Below are 22,319 nucleotides of genomic sequence, written 5' to 3' on the forward strand. Positions count from 1 at the left end.
CTACTTTGGTAGGGTTTAATTCCCTTTGCAAAGGCGATATCCAGCCCCTCGAACCGTTTCAATGATTTCAGGGTGGCCTAACTCTTCAAACTTACGACGTAATTTAGCAATGTGCACATCGATGACATTGGTGCGAGGATCAAAGTGATAATCCCATACTGCTTCAAATAACAATGTGCGACTGATAACTTGATTAGGGTGTTCCATCAGATACTTAAGCAACTGAAACTCTTTAGGTTGTAACAATAACTCGTGTTCATCAAGTGTCACTTTACGAGTCAACAACTCCATTTTTAAGTTGCCCACTTCCAAGTCTGTATTGGTTGCAGACGGAGCGTTACGCTGAATAAGCTTCTCTGCACGCACTTGTAACTCAGCAAAAGCAAATGGCTTGGTCATATAGTCATCACCACCAGCACGTAAACCTTTTACACGCTCATCCACATGGCTTAGTGCCGAAAGGATTAATACTGGAGTCTGGTTACCGTTATTACGTAATGCCGTAAGTAATGTAAGTCCATCAAGCTGAGGTAACATGCGATCTAAAATGATAATGTCATATTGATTATGTTTAGCTTGGTGCAAGCCATCATGGCCATTTGTCGCGGTATCGACTTGATATTGTTGAGCGGTAAAACCTTCAGCAACATATTGTAGCGTGGTTGCGTCATCTTCAACGATTAATACCCGCATAGTGCTATTCCTTCGTTTTACAGCATGAAATTCATTGTGAGTTTAGTCCCACTGCAATAATGGCAATGGGCGTAATTCTTCAATATCAAACGCTATCGTATGCTTACTAGAGACGTTCAGCAGTTTCAGCTCAAGATAGCTGATGGCAAGGTCGCGATCTAACTCAGCTTCAATTAAATACCCAGACTGATTTTCTTTTGCCAACTTAACTAATTCGGTAAAAGTCATGCCTTTTGAAATTAATACCTTGGCAGCCTTCACCTGATCTAAATCATCGGACTCAAGCGTCGTTAATTTCTTTTTCATCAAGGCGCCATCAACAGCAAAAAAAGACAGCTCAGTGATTTCACTGTCTTCAAGGTTGAGTACATCCACTTCATAGATTAACTGACCATTTTCCACATCCATATCAAATGAAGAAACAATACCGCGATAATCTAGTTCAATTTGTTCAATCACAGTTATCGGTTGCACGTATCCACCTTCAGACAACAAAGTATGCATACTCGGGGTTGCCATCACCATTGACGGGAACACAACTAGCAACGACAAAACGATACGGAACATGAAAGCCTCAATAAAGAGAATTGGAATAGTGATACTTTACCTAAGCCCGACAAAAGACCCAAGCTTTGTAAGATTAATAATTGATCATGATTCTAGTATATGAACTTGTTCAGATTTAAGTGCGATAGTCGTCTCTAATCCCGGTTTCAAGTTCAATTTAGTGGCCAAGTGAGAAGGAACATCCATATTAAAGGTCTCTTTCACATCCCGCATAGAGGCCTTAACACGCACAGATTCTCCCATGACCAATATCGAATCGATGACGATATCCAGTTTATTGATGCTACGGCATAATCGCCCACTGGAAATGGCATTAAAGCGAATACCTTGGTTTGGAATGACCCAACGTACCTGTTGGCCTATCGCCAACTCTGGCGCACTATCACTGGCGATGATCTGTTCGCCCATTTTCAACCAAGTGATATTGGCTTCCTCATCTCGCCCACTGACTTCGGCGTGAAATATATTACGCAGCCCCATTTGCCTTGCGACGGTTTCATTACGGGGATGGGACAATACTTCAAACGGCTCACCTTGCTGAAGCATATTTCCCTGACTGATAAGAATCATTTTATCGGCCAGCAACAAGGCTTCATTCATATCATGGGTCACCATGATAACGGGTATAGATAATTGCGATTTGAGCCGTGCAAGCTCGATATATAATCGCTCACGGGTTTCCCTATCTACGGCAGAGAAGGGTTCATCAAGTAATAACACCGAAGGCTCACGGGCTAATGCCCTCGCTAAAGCCACACGTTGACGCTGACCACCAGATAATTGCGCAGGCAACCTAGCAGGCAGTCCATGTAAGTTAACGCGTTCAAGCCAGTCTAAGGCCCTCGCTTTACGTTCGCTCTTAGGGATATGGTCTAAGCCAGAAATGACATTCTCAAGGGCTGTTAAATGTGGGAACAAGCCAAAATGCTGCGGTACATAGCCGATATGACGCTGTTGAGGCGATAAATGCAACTTAGGCTCACTCGCATACCAGTCTTGTCCGCCACATTGAATGGTGCCCTTTTCAGGTGAACTCAGACCTGCAATCATCCGCAATAAGGTGGTTTTACCTCCACCAGACGGCCCGACTACAGCCAGCACTTCGCCAGCCTTACAATCGAATTTGGCCGATAAAGGAATAGGAAGTTGCTGCGAAATATCGCAATGTAAATCAGCGTTGCGGGTTGGCATGCTGCCCCCCAATACGCTTTGATAAACTGGTAGTGATTGCCAGTACACTAATAGCAAAGACAAGCAGCACTAACGACATCGTACCCGCCGCTTCAAAGTCAAAGGCTTGCACACTGTCATAAATGGCAATTGAAATGGTTTTCGTTTCACCTGCGATATTGCCGCCTAACATCAATACCACACCAAACTCACCTAATACGTGGGAAAAACATAATACCACCGCAGTCAAAATCCCGGGCCAGATCATCGGTAATTCGATTTTGAGAAATATGCGCCACCAGCTCATACCACAGCATGCTGCGGCATCTGGAATATCATGGGGGATAGTTTCAAAAGCACGTTGAATTGGCTGAACAGCGAAGGGAATATTGACCAAGATAGACGCAATAACCAATCCGGAAAAGTTAAACACTAATTGTGCACCAGTAAATTGCTCAACCCATTGCCCAATAAGGCTTTGGCTGCCTAAGCCAACCAATAAGTAATAACCAATAACGGTCGGCGGCAACACAAGTGGCACCATAATCAAGGCTTCAACCCAAGACTTGCCTTTAAACTGGCGGTAAGCCAAAAAACGGCCAACAAATACCGCCATTGGGACTAAAATTAATACGGTTACACTGCTTAACTTGGCCGATAGCCACAATGACTGCCAATCCATAAATTACTCTTCCGCCACTTGCTGTCTTGGTTGTGGTGCACGAAGTTTAGGTTGATGCAAATGATGCTTGTCTGTCAGTGAGTCTGGAAAACCAAAACCGTAATTTTCTAATACGTCATGAGCCGCACTCGACTTCATGTATTCATAAAACGCTTTGGTGGTATCACCAGCTTTAGGGGTCATCACCATGCGTTGATTAATCGGTTTATATAAAGACTGCGGGATTTCAACATAGCGTCCCATTTTGCTGAACTGCGGCGCAGAAGCTAATGATAACGCCACAATACCACCTTGAGCAGAACCGCTAAGGGCAAATTGAGCCGCCTGAGAGACATTTTCACCCATAATGATGGTTGACTGCAGTGCTTCCCAAAGGCCTTTGTTTGTTAATAGCGCTTGAGCACGTTCGCCGTAGGGAGCGTGAGCTGGATTAGCAATCACAAAACGTTTAATTTCGCCTTGCTCAATTGCCGCTTCAAGACCTGCAAGTTGTGGATCAAGGTTTAAAGAAGAGTTATTAGGCGCAACAAGGGCAAGTTTACCAATGGCATAAATATCACCATCAGAGTCAGTTTTACCGACTTTATGTAACTGCTGTACATAAAACTCATCAGCGCTAAGCAGCATTTCAAAAGGCGCACCATGTTGAATCTGCGCAACAAAATTACCAGAAGAACCGTAAGACACTCTAAGCTTCAGGCCCGTTTCAGCGGTAAAGTTCGCCACAATTTCATCTAAGGCAAACTTGACATTCGATGCTGCAGCAATCGCAGGGGGTTTGGCTGCTTGTGCCGAGAATGACATTAAGGTCATCAAACCTATGACCCCACTCAACACTAAAGCTTGAATACCCTGCGACAAACGGCAACTCACGGTCATAAACTTAGTGTCCTTATTTACTTAACATCATTCCACATTGATGCAGCTTGTTCGTCAGAGTCGCGTGCTTCAACCCAGTTATTGCCTTCTTCACCGGCTTCTAATTTCCAAAATGGCGCTTTGGTTTTTAAGAAATCGATTAAGAATTCACACGCTGCAAATGCCGCTTTACGATGCATACTGGTGACACCGATAAACACGATTTGCTCGCCTAGTTCCATACGACCTACACGGTGAATAATCGTGACATAGTTTAGCGGCCAGCGCTCATAAGCTTGCACCGCTAATTGGACTAATACCGCTTCTGTCATACCAGGATAATGCTCAAGGGTCAGATCCGTTACCGCACTGCCATCATTAAAATCACGCACTTTACCTGCAAAGGTCACCACAGCGCCGTCACTGTTGTCAGCCGCAATAGCAGCGTATTCATCGGCGACATTAAAATCGGCCGTCTGAACACGGACGACTTGTTTTGGGTTTGTTTCTTTACTGGCCGTCATATTAACCGCCTGTCACTGGAGGGAAAAAAGCAACTTCATCACCATCAGCAACCGCAGCATCCCATGCGCTCATGGTTTGATTCACGGCAACAAGTAGTTTGTCTGAAGACAAGACTTTCGCCCATTTCTCATCAGTCGATGCCAATGCTTGGCGTAACTGCTCGGTGTTTGTGATCCCTTCAGCTGAGATTTCTGTTTTGGCTGTACCCAGTAACTCTCTAACTTGTGCAAAAAATAAAACCTGAATCATGACAATGTCTCTTTAAATATTTTGGATGCCAGCGAAAAATTAATCTTCAGCTTGGAAGTGACCTGATTTACCACCACGCTTTTCGAGTAAACGTACTTGGGAAATAATCATGTCTTTTTGAACCGCTTTACACATGTCGTAAATCGTTAACGCCGCCGTTGATGCAGCCGTTAATGCTTCCATCTCAACACCGGTTTTACCAGAAAGTTTACATAAACTGGTAATACGAACGCGGTTGTGTTCTGGTTGAGCTTCTAAGTCCACTTCAACTTTCGTCAACATAAGTGGATGACATAGTGGGATTAAATCTGAGGTTTTTTTAGCAGCTTGAATACCTGCAATACGGGCTGTCGCAAACACATCACCTTTGTGATGGCTGCCACTCATGATCATTTCTAACGTACTTGGCGCCATTTCAATGAATGCTTCAGCACGCGCTTCACGTTCAGTAATGTTTTTCTCTGTCACATCGACCATGTGCGCGTTGCCATCGGCATTGATATGGGTAAAACAATTGCTCATGCTAACTTGCCTTATAAAATCTAGATGTCAGTTAGGGATTGAATTTAGCAACCAAGATTAGCCACCAATTGATGCTAAATGTTTGGTTACGCCTGTTATCCCTTGATGTAAATAATGGGTTTCTTCTTTTTGCGCTAACTGACTGTGTAAACGCTCAATTAACTCTGCTCGTTGAGATTCGTGTTGCAATAAATCTCGTAAGTCCAAACCATTTTCGGTAAATAGACACAAGTGCAATTTACCTTTGGCTGAGACTCGCAGGCGATTACAGCTAGCGCAAAAGTTTTTGGCGTACGGCATAATCAATCCGATACGGCCTTGATAATCTGGGTGACTAAAGTTTTGTGCAGGACCATCATCTACGCTAGGTAAGTCATATAACCAGCCTTCTGACTCAAGTTTTAACTTGATATCAAGGCCAGCTAAATGGTGTGCGTTAAAATAATCATGACCCAAGCCCGTTTCCATGAGTTCAATAAAGCGCAAATCAATCGGTGTGCTTTTGATCCAATGTAAAAAACGTGGCAAATCTTTGTCATTTAAGCCTTTTAACAATACGGCGTTAATTTTAATTCGCTCAAATCCAGCATCCAATGCAGCATCGATTCCGCGCATGACCTCATCAAATTTGTTTTCACCAGTAATTTGGTAAAACATCTTAGGATCAAGGCTATCAACTGAAACATTAATGCGTCGCAAGCCTGCGTCGTACCATTCTTTAGCATGTTTTTCGAGACGATAACCGTTGGTTGTCATTGCAACAGTATTAATGTTGTCATTGTCGGCAACAATACGAACGATATCGGTAAAATCTTTTCTTAGTGTCGGCTCACCACCGGTAATGCGGATTTTTTGCGTACCTACCTCGCCAAACGCAGCCACTAAATTTTCTATTTCATTTAGCGCAAGGAACTTAGGCTTGCCATCAGGCTTGTAGCCATCAGGGAGGCAATAGGTACATTTGAAATTACAAACGTCAGTGACTGACATCCGCAGATAGTGAAATCTTCGACCAAAGCTGTCTTGTAGTTGGGACATGTTAACCTTTCCAAGTGTGGGAGGTAAGCGCATTTCTTTACTCACCCCGGTGGCATTATTACCACGGCTAAATACCCGTATCTGTGGACGTAGGATATAGAGCTCGGAGAACCGTCAACCTTGATTATAGGCCTAAAATCACTCGGATCAGTACCTTTTTATGACAATTTGTCCCAGTTTGAGCAAAATCTGTAAAGATTTGCGAGCTAGCTCACGAGCTCAAAATCGCAGTTGCTACTGTGACCTAAGTCATTTTTGAGGTAAGGTGAGTAAAACAAAAAAACAACAAACCCGCCATAAACCGGGAAACGAAGATCAAAGGTGAGATGATGGAACGCGAATCTATGGAATTCGATGTAGTAATAGTCGGTGCAGGACCTGCCGGACTCGCTACTGCATGTCGATTAATGCAAATATCACAAGATGCAGATAAAGAAATGACCGTCTGTGTGGTTGAAAAAGGCTCTGAGGTTGGAGCGCACATCTTATCAGGTGCGGTTTTCGAACCTAAAGTATTGGATGAATTGTTCACAGATTGGCGAGAATCCGATATCCCTTTGAATACCAAAGTGACTCACGACGAGATTTATTTACTTAGCTCAGAGTCAAACTCCAAGTTAATGTCGAACAGCTTAGTGCCTAAAACCATGCATAATGAAGGCAACTATATTATCAGCGTCGGGAACTTAACCCGCTGGCTAGCTGAAAAAGCCGAAGGCTTAGGCGTTGAAATTTTCCCAGGGTTTGCTGCAAGTGAAGTGCTGTTTAATCAAGATAACAGCGTAAAAGGCATTTTAATTGGCGATATGGGCGTCGGCGCTAACGGCGAAGAAAAAGACAGCTATATGCCAGGTATGGAATTACATGCCAAATACACCGTCTTTTCTGAAGGTTGTCGAGGCCACCTAGGTAAAGAGCTAATCGCAAAATATCACCTTGATAACGGAAAGACCCCACAGCATTATGGTTTAGGTTTTAAAGAGATCTGGAAAATTCCTGCCGAGCAACATCAAGAAGGTAAAGTTGTCCATACTGGTGGCTGGCCATTAAACCAAGGTACTTCAGGTGGCGGATTCCTATACCACATGGAAGACAACCAAGTTGCGGTAGGTTTAATCATCGACTTAAACTACAAGAACCCTCACGTCAGTCCATTTGACGAGTTCCAACGTTATAAGCAGCACCCTGTGATCAGCCAAACACTGACAGGTGGTGAACGCTTAACCTACGGCGCGCGCGCAATCGCGAAAGGCGGCTTAAACTCACTACCAAAAATGAGCTTCCCTGGTGGTCTTCTGATTGGCTGTGATGCTGGCACCTTGAACTTTGCCAAAATTAAAGGCACTCACACTGCAATGAAGAGCGGTATTGTGGCAGCCGAAACCTTAGGTGAAGCCTTAATGGCTGGTGTTGAAGCGGGTAAGGATCTTGATTGTTTCCAAACTCGTATCGAACAAAGCTGGTTACACGAAGAGTTATTCCAATCACGTAACTTTGGCCCTGCTCTGCATAAGTTTGGCACTTATTTGGGGGGCGCATTTAACTTTATCGATCAAAACTGGTTTGGCGGCAAGTTCCCAATCACCTTGCGAGATGAAACCCCAGATCATGCAGAAATGGGCTTAGCGAAAGACTTTACTCCTATAAAGTATCCAAAACCGGATGGTAAATTAAGCTTTGATAAACTGTCTTCTGTTTATCTTTCAAATACCTATCATGAGGAAGATCAGAAGTGTCATTTGCAACTTAAAGATGCCTCAATTCCTATCGCGGTAAACTTAATAAAATACAACGAACCAGCGCAACGATACTGCCCTGCTGGCGTGTATGAAGTCGTCGCTGAAGGTCCTGAAAACAAGTTTGTGATTAATGCGCAAAACTGTATCCACTGTAAAACCTGTGACATTAAAGACCCAAGCCAAAATATCACTTGGGTCACACCAGAAGGCGGCGGTGGTCCAAACTATCCAAATATGTAGTTGATATCCTTAGTATCACTTAAGCAAAATTGTCACTTGAACAAAACGCACTATTAATTGGTGCGTTTTTTTATTGTATAAATAACCTATTACCGCAAAATTAGCTCAAGACCACATAAAACCTATTTAATTATCCCGCAAATTGCCGATATTAAACATATCGAACTTATTAGGTTGTCCGAATGAATCAGCTAAAACATCTATCCATTAAACAAAAAATCTTATTCTCGATGATCTTTGGCGTGGTGTTTTCAACCATGCTAGTGGGAGTACTGAGCCAGCGTAGCGCGAAAGTCGTTGTTGAGCAGCGTATGATTGATTCAGAACTGCCGAGCTTATTGATGCAAATACGTCATAAATTAGAGCTTGATATTAACAACTTGCTCAATGCCGCAGAACAACTGGCAAAAAGCCGAATGCTACTGGATTGGGTAGAGCAAGGTCGTCCCAATGATAGAGAAGACGATGTGATTGCCCAGTTAGGTGATATACAAGCACAGTATCAGTTAGTACAAGCCTCCTACGCGGACCGTGAAACAGCAGCTTATTACACTCAAGATGGTTTTCTTCGCGTTCTTAATCCGCAGCAAGATAGTTGGTTTTTCGACTATCTCAATAGCGGACAGGAGCGAATGCTGAATGTCTTTACTGAAACAACTGGCGAAGTAAAACTGTTTATCAACTATCAGCAACCTAATGGCCGAGGGTTAGTCGGTTTAGCTAAATCTCTTGATGATATGGTGCAACAACTTGCTTCATTCAAGATTGAAGATAGTGGCTTTGTTTATCTTGTTGACGCATCAGGTAGCGTGAAACTTCACCCAGATCCGAACAAGATAGGTAAAGCCAATTTAAGTGGGTTTTATTCTGGCACCAATAGCCAATCTTTATTAGCTAAAAATGACTTTAACTTAATGCGCATTGAGGTTAATGGTGAAAGTAAAATGGTGGCAAGTAGTTATATTCCTGCTATGAACTGGTACTTAGTTGCGGAAGTGCCTGAGTCTGAGATTTTTGCCCTACTCGATAAAGCCGTGTACCAAATCATACTTGGTACCATCATTATCGCAGTGTTCTTTATTATCGTAGCAAGTGCTGTTGCTTCTTCAGTGAGTCGCCCTATTGCTAAGGTTGCCGAACTGTTTAAAGATATTGGCGAAGGTGAAGGTGATTTACGTCAACGTCTTCCAGTTGAAGGTCATGATGAACTGGCTCAGCTGGCAAAAGGATTTAATAGCTTTATCACGAAAATACAAGAATCCGTCATTGAAGTGGCTAGAACCAGTGAACAACTGAGTTTATCCGCCAAAGATGTTTCAGCCCAAGCAAACCAAACTTTAGATGACAGCCAGCAGCAAAAAGATAGAACCATTATGGTTGTCACCGCCATTAATGAAATGGGAGCAACGGTCAATGAAATTGCCAGTAATGCAGCCCAAGCAGCGGTAACGGCTAAAGAAGCAGATACCGAATCCTCTGATGGACAGCAAGTGGTAATGAGTGCAAGGAGCACCATTAATCAACTTTCAAATGACGTAGAACAGGTCGGTGAAGTGATTGAGTCATTGGCGACTCACACTAAGTCTATTGGCGGTATCTTAGATGTGATCCGCGCTATTTCAGAGCAAACCAACTTACTGGCACTCAACGCTGCGATTGAAGCTGCACGTGCAGGAGAAGCTGGTAGAGGGTTCGCAGTGGTTGCTGATGAAGTTAGAAGCCTTGCTTCACGTACAGCGGATTCAACTAACGAAGTGCAAACCATGATTGATAAATTACAATCTGAAGCCAGCCGTGCTGTTGTTGCAATGGAAACATCTCGTAATCGTTCTCAAGAAGGCGTTAACGCTGTGGATGAAGCGAGCCAATCACTTAGCGGTATTAGCCAGCAAATTGCATCAATCAGCGATATGAACATTCAAGTGGCAGCGGCAACAGAAGAGCAATCTACCGTTGTCGAAGACATTAATCGTAATGTCACTGAAATCAACGACATTACTCAGCGCACAGCTGATACAGCCAAGGCCGCAGCCCAAGCCAGTGAATCACTGAATAGCTTAGCAAGTCGACTTGATGTGTTAGTAGCCCGATTTAAAATTGAATAAACGGATGCTTTAATCAGAGACGAAAAACGCACTATACAGTGCGTTTTTTATTGCGATTTAATTGATGAGCAAGTTAAGATTTACTCAACAGGCTCACCTTCTGGGCCATATAAACGATACTGCCAATTCTCAATGGTTTGAGTATCGATACGCTTTTGCATACTGGTAACCCAATTATTAGCCAGTCCTTCACACTGCATCAGCAGTTGATATTGCTCGGCATCGACTTCTGGTAAGAAATAGATTTTCATTGCTTGCGCAACACTGATATCAGATTTACGCTCAATGAGGACGATGCTATCGCTAGCGTTAATCTCACCCGCTTGTAATACCCGATAAAACCAACCACACATGCGACTCTCTTGCATGGCGAGAGCAAATTTAGGATGGCCGAATTGCTGATTTAGCTTAAAGCAAGGTGAGCGTGGCTGCGTCACTTGCAACAGTACTTCGCCAATTTGAATAATATCGCCAATATTTACCTGAGACTCATCGAGTCCGACGGTACTAATATTTTCACCCATCGCTGGCACGTCTTTATGATTGCTGATGAGATCCCAGCGACGATATTGCCCATAATGTTCTCGAGGGAAATGATGTAATACTCGCTCTTCGCCACCATGATGAATCGGATCCGCTTGAGCATCTCCCTCAACTTGATGTTGATTAACCTTCAGTACTTGCATGGGCAATTTGTTGTTCATCCCACTGTCGATACTGCCTAAAGAATTAATTTTATCCCCACAAAATAATCCTGATATTTTGCTTGCTAACACATGGCCTGCCATGACTACTCTCTCATTGTTAAAGCGCTACTTTAATAAGATAAAACCACCTGATTTCGACCTTGTTCTTTCGCTTGGTAAAGGGCGATATCAGCGCGATTTACTAACTCTTCTGGTTTTTCTGTCTTGCGATGTTCAGCCACCCCACAACTTAAGGTGACACTGATTTTACTCCCATTAACCTTGATGGTTTTCGCTGCGACTGACTCTCGCATTTTTTCAGCCAACTCATTAGCTTGACTGATATTGGTATTAGCCAATAAAACTAAAAACTCTTCGCCGCCCCAGCGACATAACAAGTCGGCATCTGTTAAATGGGATTTAAGCACATTCGCTGCAGATTGAATGACAAGATCGCCAATGTTATGACCATATTGATCATTCACTTGTTTAAAGTGGTCAATATCGAGGATCAGCACTGACATAACTGTGCCATCTACCACTGAGCGAGATAGTGCCTGAGCAAAGTAATCTTCAAAAACTTGTCGATTGGCTGCACCAGTTAACTTGTCTGTGGATGCCATTAACTCTAACTTTCGCTGATATTTACCTATAGTCATATTGGCAATAAACAATATCCCTAAGGTCACAACCAAACTCAAACCAATATTAATCCAAAACGTCGTTAGTAGTTTTTTCTCTGCTTGCACTTCGTCTTGTTCTACCATCAAGTACCATTTGAACTCTTCAACTAAGCGGCTGTTTAAGTAAATCGTTCTGTTATCTCTATGGTAAGAAAATGATGCACTAGGACTGGTGAGAATTCGAGTCGCCAGCTTTTCTAGCCCTGCACTACTCTGTAATGTGGTAGCACCTTCAAATCCACTGCTGTGCAGTTTAATATTGCCCTGCCTATCGGAAAAATATACTCGGCGGTTATAACGTGTTTGGTACAGATCTATCAGTTTTTTAACTCGCTCAACGGCAAGTCCGACTCCAGTAACACCGATAAAGTTACCCTCAAAATCATAAACTTTGTAGTTTACATAAATCACGGTACGATTTTTATCAGCAGTATCGGTATCAATATTAACTTCGTAGTCTTCATCTTGCGGCAAAGAGCGCACTCGAAAATACCATGCATCGTCATTAGAGACGTCTTCTATTTTTCTCAGAACCCCTGAAGAATGATAATAATTTCGGCTCGCTTCTGATACAAAAAAACTGGTCACTGTATCGTATTTGTTTTGAATTTCTCTCAGGTAGCGCACTAGCTTTTCAGGTTGCTGCTCATCATTAATCGTCCAATCACGGACAAAGGTGTCTTGAGCCATCAAAGATGAAATAAAGATAGGGCGTAATAAATCTTGCTGAATTTCGGAATAGATATTGTCACTGGTCAGTGGCAATGTGTTGTCTTCAATCTGTTCGCTTAACGAGTCATGTGCAACTTGATAGCTAATACTGCTTGTTACTATAAATGCAGCCAAAAGTAGAATGGATAATATCCAGATAAAACGTTTTTTATCGTTCCAAACTTTATTTCCCATAATGCCCCTAATAACTTCATCGCGCATAAATTCAGGCGAACCCCAGAGAACGGGTTCCTGCGAATATGTTAACTCAATGTAAATACTAACTGAAAAGCCTAAGTGACGCACCGATTTTCCAATTAGTTTTCAATTTGCTAACCGCACTCAATTCGTCAGCGACAAAAATGAATAAAAAAAGCCCTGCAAATGGGGGAATGCAGGGCCGTAAGATCAAACAGAATAAATAGGGTTGTAATTAACTTCCAGGAAGTAGGAAGAGTACAGCTAAAACGCAATCTCCGATGAAAAAGACTAAGCTTTCAACAAATTACGGCGAAAGTATAATCTTGCAATATGACAGATTAGCGACACAAAAATGACGAAACGATGAAGCTGAATGTGTACGGCCTAGGCCCACCTCTACTCAGATTCTGGCGCAGTTAAATAGTGTTGCAAGCACTGTCCTGGTACTGAACTAGGGGTCGCAACCGCGAATGCTGCCCAACGAGCCCCTTCTTCCATCGCTTCTTTAATACCTCTTTGCTGACACAAGTAATGGATCAGTCCTGCAGCGTAGGCATCGCCAGCACCTGTTGTATCAACAACCTCAGCTAATACTGCAGGCACATGCACTTGTGCGTCTTTGCTATAAGCGACTGCACCATTTTCACCGTCTGTGACCACAAAATATTGTAAAGACTCACCAGCAATTTGCTCGGCAAACTCCCATTTATCTCCAATACAACGACCTTGCATATCAGTGATTGAAGCAATAAGCACATGACAAGGACGAACGCGTTCATCTTTGGCTAATTGAGAGACGACAAGGCAATCGTTTAACGCCGAAGTCGTCCAGCCACTAATGCCTTTTGCTGATGAATTAGTATATAGCGCATCAAACTGCTGCCATTTCGGCGGAGAGGGTAATTCAAAAACTGGCCGTTGTGGGCGAATGATTGTGCGCTCGCCATCAGGCGTCATGACCAACAACATTTCACATGTGGTTCCTTCAAAACGCTCGACAAGCCGACAATCCAACCCTTGAGTACTGGCTTGCGCCAATATCCAGTTACCCACCTTATCATTACCCACTTGGCTCACTAAAGACACCGAATGCCCTGCCCATACCAAGCCGATGCCTGTATTGGCACCGCCGCCGCCCAAACGTGAGCCGCCGTCTTGATAATGAAAGCGACCACCTGTTTGCAGTGGTTTATCAAGCTGCAGAAGTCGGTCACAATTGATATTGGCAAGGAGTAATATATTAGCCATAGCGCTCTCTGTCTGAATTATTCAACCGCAATGAAACCATCTCAATGGAACCACAGTCATTTGAGTGATATCAAAATCAGTATACTGCAAAAACAAAAAAGGCAGTGAAGATTATCACTGCCTTTAATTTCACGATATTTGCTAGACGATATCAGCTGATTATAGCGAAAGCTTATATGTCTTCTGGTCTGAGTGGTTTGCGTAATTGTGCACGGACATTATCCATACCAGAGTAAAACTCTTTCATCATCAGCAAGCCCATCATTTTACCATTATCGGTCCAAATCAAATTATCTGGATCGTTCGGGTCATTTTTAATTGCGCCAATCGCTTTCATTGAAGCCATTTCTTTAAACAAGGCAGTGTCTAAATTCACACCAAAGGTTTCACGGAAATATTTACGTGATAAACGGCCTGAGAACATACCTAATAAGAAGCGATATTGCATGACTTCTTTTTTGCCGTATTGCTTTTGTTGCTCAACGCCCATCAGGCCGTTCTCAACACGCTCTTGATACTTTTTCAGCGAGAAAGTATTCACGTATAAGGTGTCATCCAAGAAGCTGAAAGAGCCTGAACCAACCCCTAAGTACTCATCATAATCAATAACATACTCATCAAAGCCTTCGTTGTTGGCTTTACCAAATGCCCAACCTGAAAGTTGCGTATATTGACCGTTTAAGCTGTTAAGGATTTGACGATATTGACGGGCCATATCACCGTGCGGCGCAGCCAGTTTACCCTTGACGCTTTTACGTGTTTGGTGAGTAATCATCAATGGATAAGTAGTAATTTGGCGTGGGTCTAATTTAGATGCCATATCCAAATCATGCTGGATGATTTCATCTGTTTGACCACGGAAACCGAAAATCAAATCGACATTAATGATAGGGAATAGCTCTTTAGCCGCCATGATTTTATCGAACGTCTGCTGACCAGTACCAAACTTTTCAATTCGGTCTGTCATGGTCAAGATATCATCATTAAAGCTTTGTACACCAATAGACATACGGTCGACTAAGCCTTCTAACTGCTTGAAGCCTTCGCTATCGAGATGCTGAGGATCGGATTCACACGATACCTCTTTAATATTTGGGAATAAGGTTTTTGCATGTTCAATGGTACGTGCTAACTCATCTTCTAATACCGTGGTAGTCCCGCCACCGATATACATAGATTCGAAGTCATAACCTAAATTTTTCACCATATCCATTTCTTTACGTAAAGAAACAAAATAGCGACGGGCTTTGTCTTCTTTAAATAAGAAACGGTGGAAAGTACAGTAAGAACACAAGGTATGACAAAAAGGCACATGCGCATAAAGCATGTACTTTTTACCTTCAACTGGCTTTGGCATCATTTCAGCAGATACAGTGTCCAATCGTAAATTACGATCAACATAAAACTGCATCACTTTCTCCATCGCACTGATCATCCAGTCTGGCGTGGTAATGTTCGCTTGATAAGGCGACTGAATAATGGTGTCTGATGGTTTAATTATTGATGACATAGCATTTCCTACCTTAAGAATGAGCAGACTCGCAGCTCATAGCTGCAGTGTGAGCAGAATACTTTTAAATCACTGACCTTTGTGTGAACTATCTATAACTTAACGTTGAATAACAAGCCAAGGAGTTAATTTTTACCAAGGAGATCACAGATTAGCACCTGTTAAATAATTAATCACTAATAAACAATATCACTATGTTAATTATAAGAAATGTCTATGTTTAAATTTTGATCTATCAAAGTCAGATACAAAAATACCCTCAAAAGCGATGCCATTGAGGGTATTTTTACTTAAATTCCAAGACGACTAGTCTCTGTATTTAAGCTCGCCTTTTTCTTTGATTTCATCATACCAAAGGTTGTGATGCTGCTTAGCCCACTGCTCATCACAGTAACCAGACACCATACAATCCATACCACCTTCAGACATAGCTGTTGCCATGAAGATGTGAACGATAGAGAAAGCACAGATAATAATTGCACTCACTGAGTGAACAACAAGAGCAAGTAAGCTTAGGTTACGGCTTGGTTCAAATAAGTTCGGGAACAGTAATAACATTCCTGATACTGAGATGAATAGACCGAATAGAGCAAATGCCCAGAACCATAGTTTTTCACCTGCGTTAGCAAAGCCAGCGTCAGGGTGCTTACCTTTAAATGGACCGAAGTTAATGTAACCACCAACAACCATCATCCATTTAATGTCATACATTTTTGGCATTTGGTTTTTAGCCCAAAGAACAACCATTAACGCCCAACCCAACATGAATGGGATAGCCATGTAATCATGGATTTCTTTAGACAAATATACCATGCTAGACCACATTCCTTCACCGATATACGGTTGGAAGAAGAAACGGCCAGCCAATAGCACTAAACCTGTCAAAATCAATAACATACATGGAATAGCACCAAGCCAATGTATTGATACGTCAAATTTAGACCAGCGATACACCATCTTACCGGTGAAACCACCGTGTAATTTTGAAATACCGTTTATTTTGATAAACAGTAAGAAGATGATGATCATACCAAATAGCGCAGCCAATAACGCTGGCGCTAATAAGTCACTACGAAGTTCGAATACACGTAAATCATAAGTATTGATTGGTTGTGCATGGAACTCACTTGTCGATGTGGTACGTCCCTCTACACCGTCTTTAAGCTGTGCCCATAATTGCGCATTGCCATCTTGAACGGTAAGAGATTCTTCACCACTTCCACTAGCGTGTGCGAATGTCATAACACTGAACATCAATGCGATAACAACGCCAATTTGTTTGAACCACTTGTTCATATTACATCCTCTATGCTATTTGATGCCTAGGTTGCCCTAGGCATCATAGCTAAGCTGACTAACACGTCTGGAGATTAACCCCAAACACCTTTGTTAGCTCCGCGGTAAGCAACACGCTCACGGAAGATAGCAGAAACAATTTCTGCATCACCAGCAAGTAGAGACTTAGTTGCACAAAGCTCAGCACACATTGGAAGTTTACCTTCAGCAACACGGTTAGCACCGTACTTCTCACGCTCAGCATGAGAATGATCTTCTTCAGGGCCACCTGCACAGAAAGTACACTTGTCCATCTTGCCACGGCTGCCGAAAGCGCCAGACTGAGGGAACTGTGGAGCACCGAAAGGACATGCATATAAACAGTAACCACAACCGATACAAGTATCTTTGTCGTGAAGCACAATGCCGTCTTCTGTTTTGTAGAAACAGTCTGCAGGACATACTGCCATACAAGGTGCATCACTACAGTGCATACATGCTACTGAGATAGACGCTTCACCACGCTCACCATCATTGATAGTTACTACGCGACGACGTTGAATACCCCACTCTAAAGCAGAGTCGTTTTCGTTTTTACAAGCTGTGACACAACCATTACATTCAATGCAGCGCTTGGTATCACATAAAAATTTCATTGTAGCCATTTGGCAATTCTCCTAGCTTAAGCTGCAATTACGCTTTTTCAATTTGACAAAGCGACGCTTTGGTTTCCTGCATTTGTGTTACAGGGTCATAACCATAGGTCAGTGCAGTGTTAGCTGATTCACCTAGTACGTAAGGAACAGTGCCTTCTGGGTAGTTAGGTGCAAGGCTTTCACCGTGCATTTCACCCGCGAAGTGGTATGGCATCCAAGTAACACCAGGCTTAACGCGTGGAGTAACCATTGCTTTAATCTTGATGCGTCCGCCTTCAGCACCTTCTAACCACACTGTATCGCCATCACGTAGACCACGTTCTGCAGCATCAGCAGGGTTGATTTCAACAAACATTTCTTGTTGAAGCTCTGCTAACCAAGGGTTAGAACGAGACTCTTCACCACCACCTTCGTACTCAACAAGACGACCAGATGTTAGCGCAAGTGGGTACTTAGCACTGTTGTCGTTGTCTTGAATTGTTTTGTACAGCGTAGGTAAACGGTGTACTTGCATATCTGCGTACGTTGGATACTTAGATACTAAGTCACGACGAGGCGTGTATAACGGCTCACGGTGAACAGGTACTTGGTCAGGGAATGTCCAAACAATACAACGAGCTTTAGCGTTACCGTAAGGGATACAGCCGTGCTTCATTGCAACGCGTTGGATACCACCAGAGATATCAGTCTTCCAGTTTTTACCTTCAGCGTGAACTTTCTCTTCAGCAGTTAGTTCATCGAACCAGCCAAGCTGTTTAAGCATGTCTGCAGTGAACTCTGGGTAACCATCTGTGATTTCAGCGCCTTTAGAGAAGCTGCCTTCAGCAAGAAGGTTCTTACCTTTGTATTCGATACCGTAGCGTGCACGGAAGTTACCGCCGCCTTCTAACACGTGTTTGTGCGTGTTATATAGGATTTGAGTACCTGGGTGCTTCTGCTCTGGAGTACCCCAACAAGGCCAAGGTAAACCGTAAGTTTCGCCTTTAGCAGGTCCGCCAGCAGCTTCAAGTGTCTTGTTGCTGAACGTGCCCCAGTTTTGAGTGTGCTCTTTGATACGCTCAGGGCTTTGACCTGACATACCAATTGTCCACATACCGCGGTTAATTTCGCGAGTGATGTCTTCAATAACTAGAATGTCATTTGCATCTTTAGCTATACGCTTAGTGTACTGTTCAGCAAAACCAAGTTTTTGAGATAGACGGTACATGATCTCAAGGTCAGTTTTTGATTCAAATAATGGCTCAACAACTTTTTCACGCCATTGTTGTGAACGACCAGAGTTAGATACTGAACCTTCAGTTTCAAACTGAGTACAAGCTGGAAGCAAGTAAACGCCGTTTTGACGACGGTGCATAACACCAGCCATAGTTGGGAAAGGATCCACAACAACAACAGTGTCCATCTTGTCTAGTGCTTCACGAACATCATCTTGACGAGTTTCAGTGTTAACTGATTGCCCCCAGAAGAAGCCCATGCGTACACGGTCTTTTTGCGCTAATTTTTCAGGTGTTTCTAAAACACCGTCATGCCAGCGTGAACAAGGAATACCAGGAGTATTCATTGGCACACGGCCAAGGTATTCATTTTGGTCGAAACGGCTAGAAACCCAATTTCTGTCTAGGTCCCAAACGTTTGTCCAGTGATCCCATGCGCCAGAAGTCAGGCCGTAGTAACCAGGTAAGTTATCAAATAATAAACCTAAGTCAGTTGCGCCTTGAACGTTATCGTGACCACGGAAAATGTTTGTTCCGCCGCCTTTAACACCCATGTTACCTAGTGCTAATTGAAGGATACAGTAAGCACGAGTGTTCGCATTACCGACGTGATGCTGAGTACCACCCATACACCAAACAACAGTACCTGGACGGTTATCTGCCATCATTTTCGCAGCTTGGTAAACTTCTTCTTCACTACAACCAGTGATGTCTGCAACTTCTTTCGGTGGGAACTTCTTCACTTCTTCGCGAATAGTTTCCATTTCGAAAACACGTTCTTGGATGAACGCTTTGTCTTCCCAACCGTTTTCGAAGATGTGCCAAAGCATACCGTAGATGAATGGGATATCAGTACCTGGACGCAATGCACAGTGAAGATCTGAATGTGCAGCAGTACGTGAGAAACGAGGGTCAACAACGATAATCTTAGCGTTGTTTTTCTCTTTCGCGATTAAGATATGCTGCATTGCAACTGGATGCGCTTCAGCCGGGTTTGCACCGATGAAGAAGATTGCATTTGCATTCTGGATATCGTTGAAAGAGTTAGTTTGCGCACCGTAGCCCCAAGTGTTAGCAACACCAGCTACCGTGGTAGAGTGACAAATACGTGCAGAGTGGTCTACGTTGTTCGTGCCCCACATTGCCGCAAATTTACGATACATGTAGCAGCCTTCGTTCGAGAACTTAGCACTACCCATAAAGTAAACTGAATCAGGACCTGACTCTTCACGAATATCAAGCATTTTGTCGCCGACTTCGTTGTAAGCTTGTTCCCAAGATAATTTCTTCCACTTGCCATCAACAAGTTTCATTGGGTACTTAAGACGCTTTTCACCGTGACCATGTTCACGTAAAGCAGCACCTTTAGCACAGTGACCACCAGCGTTGAATGGGTGATCGAATGCAGGCTCTTGACCTGTCCAAACGCCATTTTGTACTTCAGCGTATAAACCACAACCAACAGCACATGCAGAACATACAGTACGTTTGATTTCAGTTGGCGCATCATGAGGTACATCATGAGCTTCTGCTCTACGCATCATGCCAGTGCCCATTAGTGAAGCAGCGGCGATACCACCAGTAGCAATACCTGCATTCTTCATAAATTGACGACGGTTGATACCGAGCGACTTGGTAGCAGCTTTAGGAGCTGCGGTAGACTTGCGAGTTAACTTCATCGCTTATTTCTCCTGAATTAGCCGCGTAAGCTATCGTAGTAGCTACGAATATGCGCAGTTTCTTTGTAACCGTTAGAATCTTTCTTGCTAACGTTACTCTCGGTTGCTTGAGCCACACTCACACCAGTTACGGCGATGGCTGCTGATGCAGCGCTACCTACGGTGATGGCTTTCAGCAAAGATCTGCGATTCAGATCAGGCTGTTGCTTCTTCATCTTTACTCCCGGTTTAAATCACACCAACTCTGTGGTTGATGCCCTTGTAGGCCTTTACGGTCACTAAACACCATTTGTAAACAAATGGTTAACTAAGTAGGCCAGAAAGGTAAAAACACTTCTAAATGAATAATATCCACAAATTTACGTGGCTAATATATAGAGAGATAACGAAGAAAAAATTGATCTAGCACCTGTTCATATTCCAAAAAAAGACACGGAAAGTAGAAAGCGTTAACTAGGTCAAATTTTTATCATGAGCATTATGGAAGACATCTAGAACGGGGTAAAAAATAGCCAACAACAAATGTTAAAAAAATTAACATAGTGACTGATTTATAAAGAAATAATCTCACTTTGGTATTGAGAATTCTTATTATTTACTTATAGCTATTTGAGCTTAAAAGCTTATTCAATAGTATTTTTAGCTATGAAGGAATATGACCAGGTGGAATTGATAAATGTTGATGACATCATTAACAATCACATCACCTTCTCTCTTATTACAACCGATTTTACCGGTGTGAAAAACAAGAGGCTGACAACCAATTAATCCACTATCTTCATCGTCCAGCCTAAACGGTAAACAGGAGCTCCAACACGATGCAGCAACAAGGTAATCAGACTGATTTTTTACAAACAGAAATTGGCAAGATTATTGAGTGAATGACAGGAATAACGACTGACATTATTTACAATTTTGATACGTCAGCAGCTTATTTTATATCAATCCAATAAAAACGCCCCAAAGCAATGTGTCTTTGAGGCGTTTTACTCGCTTAGTTATTTACTAATGAGCTTTAGTCTTGATATTTCAACGTACCGTTGGCTTTAATCTCATCGTACCAAAGGTTGTGATGCTGGATTGCCCAGTTTTCATCACAGTAGCCTGAAATCATAGATTCCAAACCGCCTTCACTTAATGCCGTTGCCATCCAAATATGCACAATCGTAAATGCAATTAAGATCGCCGCGCTCACTCCGTGAACCAGTAACGCAACCATAGACGCTTCACGTGGTAAGTCTAAACCAGGTAGCACTAACATCATGCCAGAAACACTGATAAATAGACCAAAGAAGACTAATGTCCAAAACCACATTTTCTCACCAGCGTTAGCAAAACCACTGTCTGGATGCTTACCTTTAAATGGACCGAAGTTGATATAACCACCTACAACTAAGAACCATTTAATGTCATACATCTTGATGGTTTGTAATGGCATCCACTTAACGATACACATAAGCCAAGACACGATAAATACTGGACCAACCCAATCATGCACTAGCTTACAAAAGGCAATAATACCAGCCCAAATGCTATTACTAACGTACGGTTGAATCGCAAATTTACCCAGTAAAATCACTAAGCCTGTCAGCATTAAGATTAAACACGCAATGGCCATAATCCAATGCAGCCAAATGTCTGCCTTCGACCAGCGCTCGACCATTTTGCCAGAGAAACCTTTGCTTAATCTTGCTGGACCATTAACAAAGTAAAAGATTAAGAAAGCACCAAATACACCCACCAACGCAAGCGCTACTGCTGGTGTAATATACTTATCTCTTAGTAATCTTCCTTCGTTGCCGCCAACATTAATTAGCACCCCAGGTTCGATACCTTGAGCTGTGGTAAAGCCTGAGTCACCGGCCTTAACTGCTCGCCATAAATCTGCTGGGTTTTCTTTCCCTGCCTGCTGCTTACTTGATTGTTCATCTGCCGCTAACGTTGTGGTCGCAAAACCCAACCCCATCACCAGAACTAACAGAGCAAATAAGCTACGCAGTGATTTGTTTAACTGATTGTTTAACATTGTCACTCCTTGCTTGGTTACGGACCACTGTCCGTAACCATT

Annotated in this window: 20 protein-coding genes and 1 riboswitch; of the genes, 2 read left to right on the forward strand and 18 right to left on the reverse strand. The window is 42.9% G+C overall.

From position 1 onward, the window contains the following. Positions 1-15: 15 nt before the first annotated feature. The 9 genes from SJ2017_RS20575 to moaA form a co-directional block, all read right to left on the reverse strand. Complete coding sequence (locus SJ2017_RS20575) at positions 16-693, reverse strand: response regulator transcription factor (protein WP_055024186.1); 678 nt, start codon at positions 691-693, stop codon at positions 16-18. Positions 694-735: 42 nt separating this feature from the next. Next, the gene (locus tag SJ2017_RS20580) at positions 736-1,260 is read right to left on the reverse strand and encodes a hypothetical protein (RefSeq protein WP_080917196.1); all 525 of its coding nucleotides are present in this window, start codon (positions 1,258-1,260) and stop codon (positions 736-738) included. 84 nt (positions 1,261-1,344) lie between these two features. Further along, positions 1,345-2,451 (reverse strand): ABC transporter ATP-binding protein, encoded by a 1,107-nt coding sequence (locus SJ2017_RS20585; RefSeq protein WP_055024184.1) that lies wholly within the window; start codon positions 2,449-2,451, stop codon positions 1,345-1,347. Continuing rightward, entirely contained in the window at positions 2,432-3,112 is a 681-nt protein-coding gene (gene modB / locus SJ2017_RS20590) for a molybdate ABC transporter permease subunit (RefSeq protein ID WP_065110524.1), read from the reverse strand. Before modB ends, SJ2017_RS20585 begins: the two co-directional genes overlap by 20 nt. Positions 3,113-3,115: 3 nt before the next feature. Next, positions 3,116-3,991, reverse strand: a complete 876-nt coding sequence (gene modA, locus SJ2017_RS20595) for a molybdate ABC transporter substrate-binding protein (protein ID WP_080917198.1) — start codon at positions 3,989-3,991, stop codon at positions 3,116-3,118. Positions 3,992-4,008: 17 nt separating this feature from the next. Further along, positions 4,009-4,494: a molybdopterin synthase catalytic subunit MoaE gene (moaE, locus tag SJ2017_RS20600; RefSeq protein ID WP_080917199.1), complete on the reverse strand. Its 486-nt coding sequence runs from the start codon at positions 4,492-4,494 to the stop codon at positions 4,009-4,011. Position 4,495: 1 nt separating this feature from the next. After that, complete coding sequence (moaD, locus tag SJ2017_RS20605) at positions 4,496-4,744, reverse strand: molybdopterin synthase sulfur carrier subunit (RefSeq protein ID WP_055024180.1); 249 nt, start codon at positions 4,742-4,744, stop codon at positions 4,496-4,498. A 39-nt stretch (positions 4,745-4,783) separates the two neighbouring features. After that, a complete protein-coding gene (moaC, locus tag SJ2017_RS20610; protein WP_055024179.1) occupies positions 4,784-5,266 on the reverse strand; it encodes a cyclic pyranopterin monophosphate synthase MoaC in 483 nt (160 codons plus the stop codon). Positions 5,267-5,323: 57 nt separating this feature from the next. Continuing rightward, positions 5,324-6,304, reverse strand: a complete 981-nt coding sequence (gene moaA / locus SJ2017_RS20615; RefSeq protein WP_055024178.1) for a GTP 3',8-cyclase MoaA — start codon at positions 6,302-6,304, stop codon at positions 5,324-5,326. Further along, a riboswitch (molybdenum cofactor riboswitch) is annotated at positions 6,292-6,425 on the reverse strand. Its footprint overlaps the gene before it by 13 nt. A gap of 208 nt (positions 6,426-6,633) precedes the next feature. On the opposite strand from moaA, the gene SJ2017_RS20620 reads away from it, so the two are divergent. Continuing rightward, positions 6,634-8,283, forward strand: coding sequence for an electron transfer flavoprotein-ubiquinone oxidoreductase (locus tag SJ2017_RS20620; protein WP_080917201.1), 1,650 nt, complete (start codon positions 6,634-6,636; stop codon positions 8,281-8,283). Positions 8,284-8,465: 182 nt separating this feature from the next. Next, complete coding sequence (locus SJ2017_RS20625; RefSeq protein ID WP_080917202.1) at positions 8,466-10,388, forward strand: methyl-accepting chemotaxis protein; 1,923 nt, start codon at positions 8,466-8,468, stop codon at positions 10,386-10,388. Positions 10,389-10,468: 80 nt separating this feature from the next. Here SJ2017_RS20625 and SJ2017_RS20630 read toward each other — a convergent pair whose 3' ends face one another. The 9 genes from SJ2017_RS20630 to SJ2017_RS20670 all read right to left on the reverse strand — a co-directional run bounded on the left by SJ2017_RS20630 (position 10,469) and on the right by SJ2017_RS20670 (position 22,277). Next, positions 10,469-11,176 carry an MOSC domain-containing protein gene (locus SJ2017_RS20630; RefSeq protein WP_055024175.1) on the reverse strand — a complete coding sequence of 236 codons (708 nt, stop codon included), beginning with the start codon at positions 11,174-11,176 and terminating at the stop codon, positions 10,469-10,471. Between the two features lie 29 nt (positions 11,177-11,205). Continuing rightward, positions 11,206-12,663, reverse strand: a complete 1,458-nt coding sequence (locus SJ2017_RS20635) for a sensor domain-containing diguanylate cyclase (protein ID WP_080917543.1) — start codon at positions 12,661-12,663, stop codon at positions 11,206-11,208. A 402-nt stretch (positions 12,664-13,065) separates the two neighbouring features. Beyond that, positions 13,066-13,917, reverse strand: a complete 852-nt coding sequence (locus SJ2017_RS20640; RefSeq protein WP_080917203.1) for a PfkB family carbohydrate kinase — start codon at positions 13,915-13,917, stop codon at positions 13,066-13,068. A gap of 172 nt (positions 13,918-14,089) precedes the next feature. Then, a complete protein-coding gene (locus tag SJ2017_RS20645) occupies positions 14,090-15,427 on the reverse strand; it encodes a coproporphyrinogen III oxidase family protein (RefSeq protein WP_080917205.1) in 1,338 nt (445 codons plus the stop codon). Positions 15,428-15,733: 306 nt separating this feature from the next. Then, positions 15,734-16,723, reverse strand: a complete 990-nt coding sequence (locus SJ2017_RS20650) for a formate dehydrogenase subunit gamma (protein WP_055024172.1) — start codon at positions 16,721-16,723, stop codon at positions 15,734-15,736. 74 nt (positions 16,724-16,797) lie between these two features. Continuing rightward, the gene (gene fdh3B, locus SJ2017_RS20655) at positions 16,798-17,367 is read right to left on the reverse strand and encodes a formate dehydrogenase FDH3 subunit beta (protein ID WP_055024171.1); all 570 of its coding nucleotides are present in this window, start codon (positions 17,365-17,367) and stop codon (positions 16,798-16,800) included. A 28-nt stretch (positions 17,368-17,395) separates the two neighbouring features. Then, a complete protein-coding gene (locus SJ2017_RS20660) occupies positions 17,396-20,251 on the reverse strand; it encodes a molybdopterin-dependent oxidoreductase (protein ID WP_080917206.1) in 2,856 nt (951 codons plus the stop codon). A gap of 17 nt (positions 20,252-20,268) precedes the next feature. Beyond that, positions 20,269-20,466 carry a twin-arginine translocation signal domain-containing protein gene (locus SJ2017_RS20665; RefSeq protein WP_055024169.1) on the reverse strand — a complete coding sequence of 66 codons (198 nt, stop codon included), beginning with the start codon at positions 20,464-20,466 and terminating at the stop codon, positions 20,269-20,271. A gap of 800 nt (positions 20,467-21,266) precedes the next feature. Further along, positions 21,267-22,277 carry a formate dehydrogenase subunit gamma gene (locus tag SJ2017_RS20670; protein WP_055024168.1) on the reverse strand — a complete coding sequence of 337 codons (1,011 nt, stop codon included), beginning with the start codon at positions 22,275-22,277 and terminating at the stop codon, positions 21,267-21,269. Positions 22,278-22,319: the final 42 nt, after the last annotated feature.

This window comes from Shewanella japonica, from assembly GCF_002075795.1.
GTDB lineage: Bacteria > Pseudomonadota > Gammaproteobacteria > Enterobacterales > Shewanellaceae > Shewanella > Shewanella japonica.

Bases quoted from the DNA above. Each gene is read 5' to 3' on its own strand.
- SJ2017_RS20575 (WP_055024186.1), bottom strand. From the start codon at position 693: ATGCGGGTATTAATCGTTGAAGATGACGCAACCACGCTACAATATGTT.
- SJ2017_RS20650 (WP_055024172.1), bottom strand. From the start codon at position 16,723: ATGAACAAGTGGTTCAAACAAATTGGCGTTGTTATCGCATTGATGTTC.
- SJ2017_RS20585 (WP_055024184.1), bottom strand. From the start codon at position 2,451: ATGCCAACCCGCAACGCTGATTTACATTGCGATATTTCGCAGCAACTT.
- SJ2017_RS20640 (WP_080917203.1), bottom strand. From the start codon at position 13,917: ATGGCTAATATATTACTCCTTGCCAATATCAATTGTGACCGACTTCTG.
- SJ2017_RS20625 (WP_080917202.1), top strand. From the start codon at position 8,466: ATGAATCAGCTAAAACATCTATCCATTAAACAAAAAATCTTATTCTCG.
- SJ2017_RS20670 (WP_055024168.1), bottom strand. From the start codon at position 22,277: ATGTTAAACAATCAGTTAAACAAATCACTGCGTAGCTTATTTGCTCTG.
- moaC (WP_055024179.1), bottom strand. From the start codon at position 5,266: ATGAGCAATTGTTTTACCCATATCAATGCCGATGGCAACGCGCACATG.
- modA (WP_080917198.1), bottom strand. From the start codon at position 3,991: ATGACCGTGAGTTGCCGTTTGTCGCAGGGTATTCAAGCTTTAGTGTTG.
- fdh3B (WP_055024171.1), bottom strand. From the start codon at position 17,367: ATGGCTACAATGAAATTTTTATGTGATACCAAGCGCTGCATTGAATGT.
- moaE (WP_080917199.1), bottom strand. From the start codon at position 4,494: ATGACGGCCAGTAAAGAAACAAACCCAAAACAAGTCGTCCGTGTTCAG.
- SJ2017_RS20665 (WP_055024169.1), bottom strand. From the start codon at position 20,466: ATGAAGAAGCAACAGCCTGATCTGAATCGCAGATCTTTGCTGAAAGCC.
- moaD (WP_055024180.1), bottom strand. From the start codon at position 4,744: ATGATTCAGGTTTTATTTTTTGCACAAGTTAGAGAGTTACTGGGTACA.
- modB (WP_065110524.1), bottom strand. From the start codon at position 3,112: ATGGATTGGCAGTCATTGTGGCTATCGGCCAAGTTAAGCAGTGTAACC.
- SJ2017_RS20660 (WP_080917206.1), bottom strand. From the start codon at position 20,251: ATGAAGTTAACTCGCAAGTCTACCGCAGCTCCTAAAGCTGCTACCAAG.
- SJ2017_RS20645 (WP_080917205.1), bottom strand. From the start codon at position 15,427: ATGTCATCAATAATTAAACCATCAGACACCATTATTCAGTCGCCTTAT.
- SJ2017_RS20580 (WP_080917196.1), bottom strand. From the start codon at position 1,260: ATGTTCCGTATCGTTTTGTCGTTGCTAGTTGTGTTCCCGTCAATGGTG.
- SJ2017_RS20630 (WP_055024175.1), bottom strand. From the start codon at position 11,176: ATGGCAGGCCATGTGTTAGCAAGCAAAATATCAGGATTATTTTGTGGG.
- moaA (WP_055024178.1), bottom strand. From the start codon at position 6,304: ATGTCCCAACTACAAGACAGCTTTGGTCGAAGATTTCACTATCTGCGG.
- SJ2017_RS20620 (WP_080917201.1), top strand. From the start codon at position 6,634: ATGGAACGCGAATCTATGGAATTCGATGTAGTAATAGTCGGTGCAGGA.
- SJ2017_RS20635 (WP_080917543.1), bottom strand. From the start codon at position 12,663: ATGGGAAATAAAGTTTGGAACGATAAAAAACGTTTTATCTGGATATTA.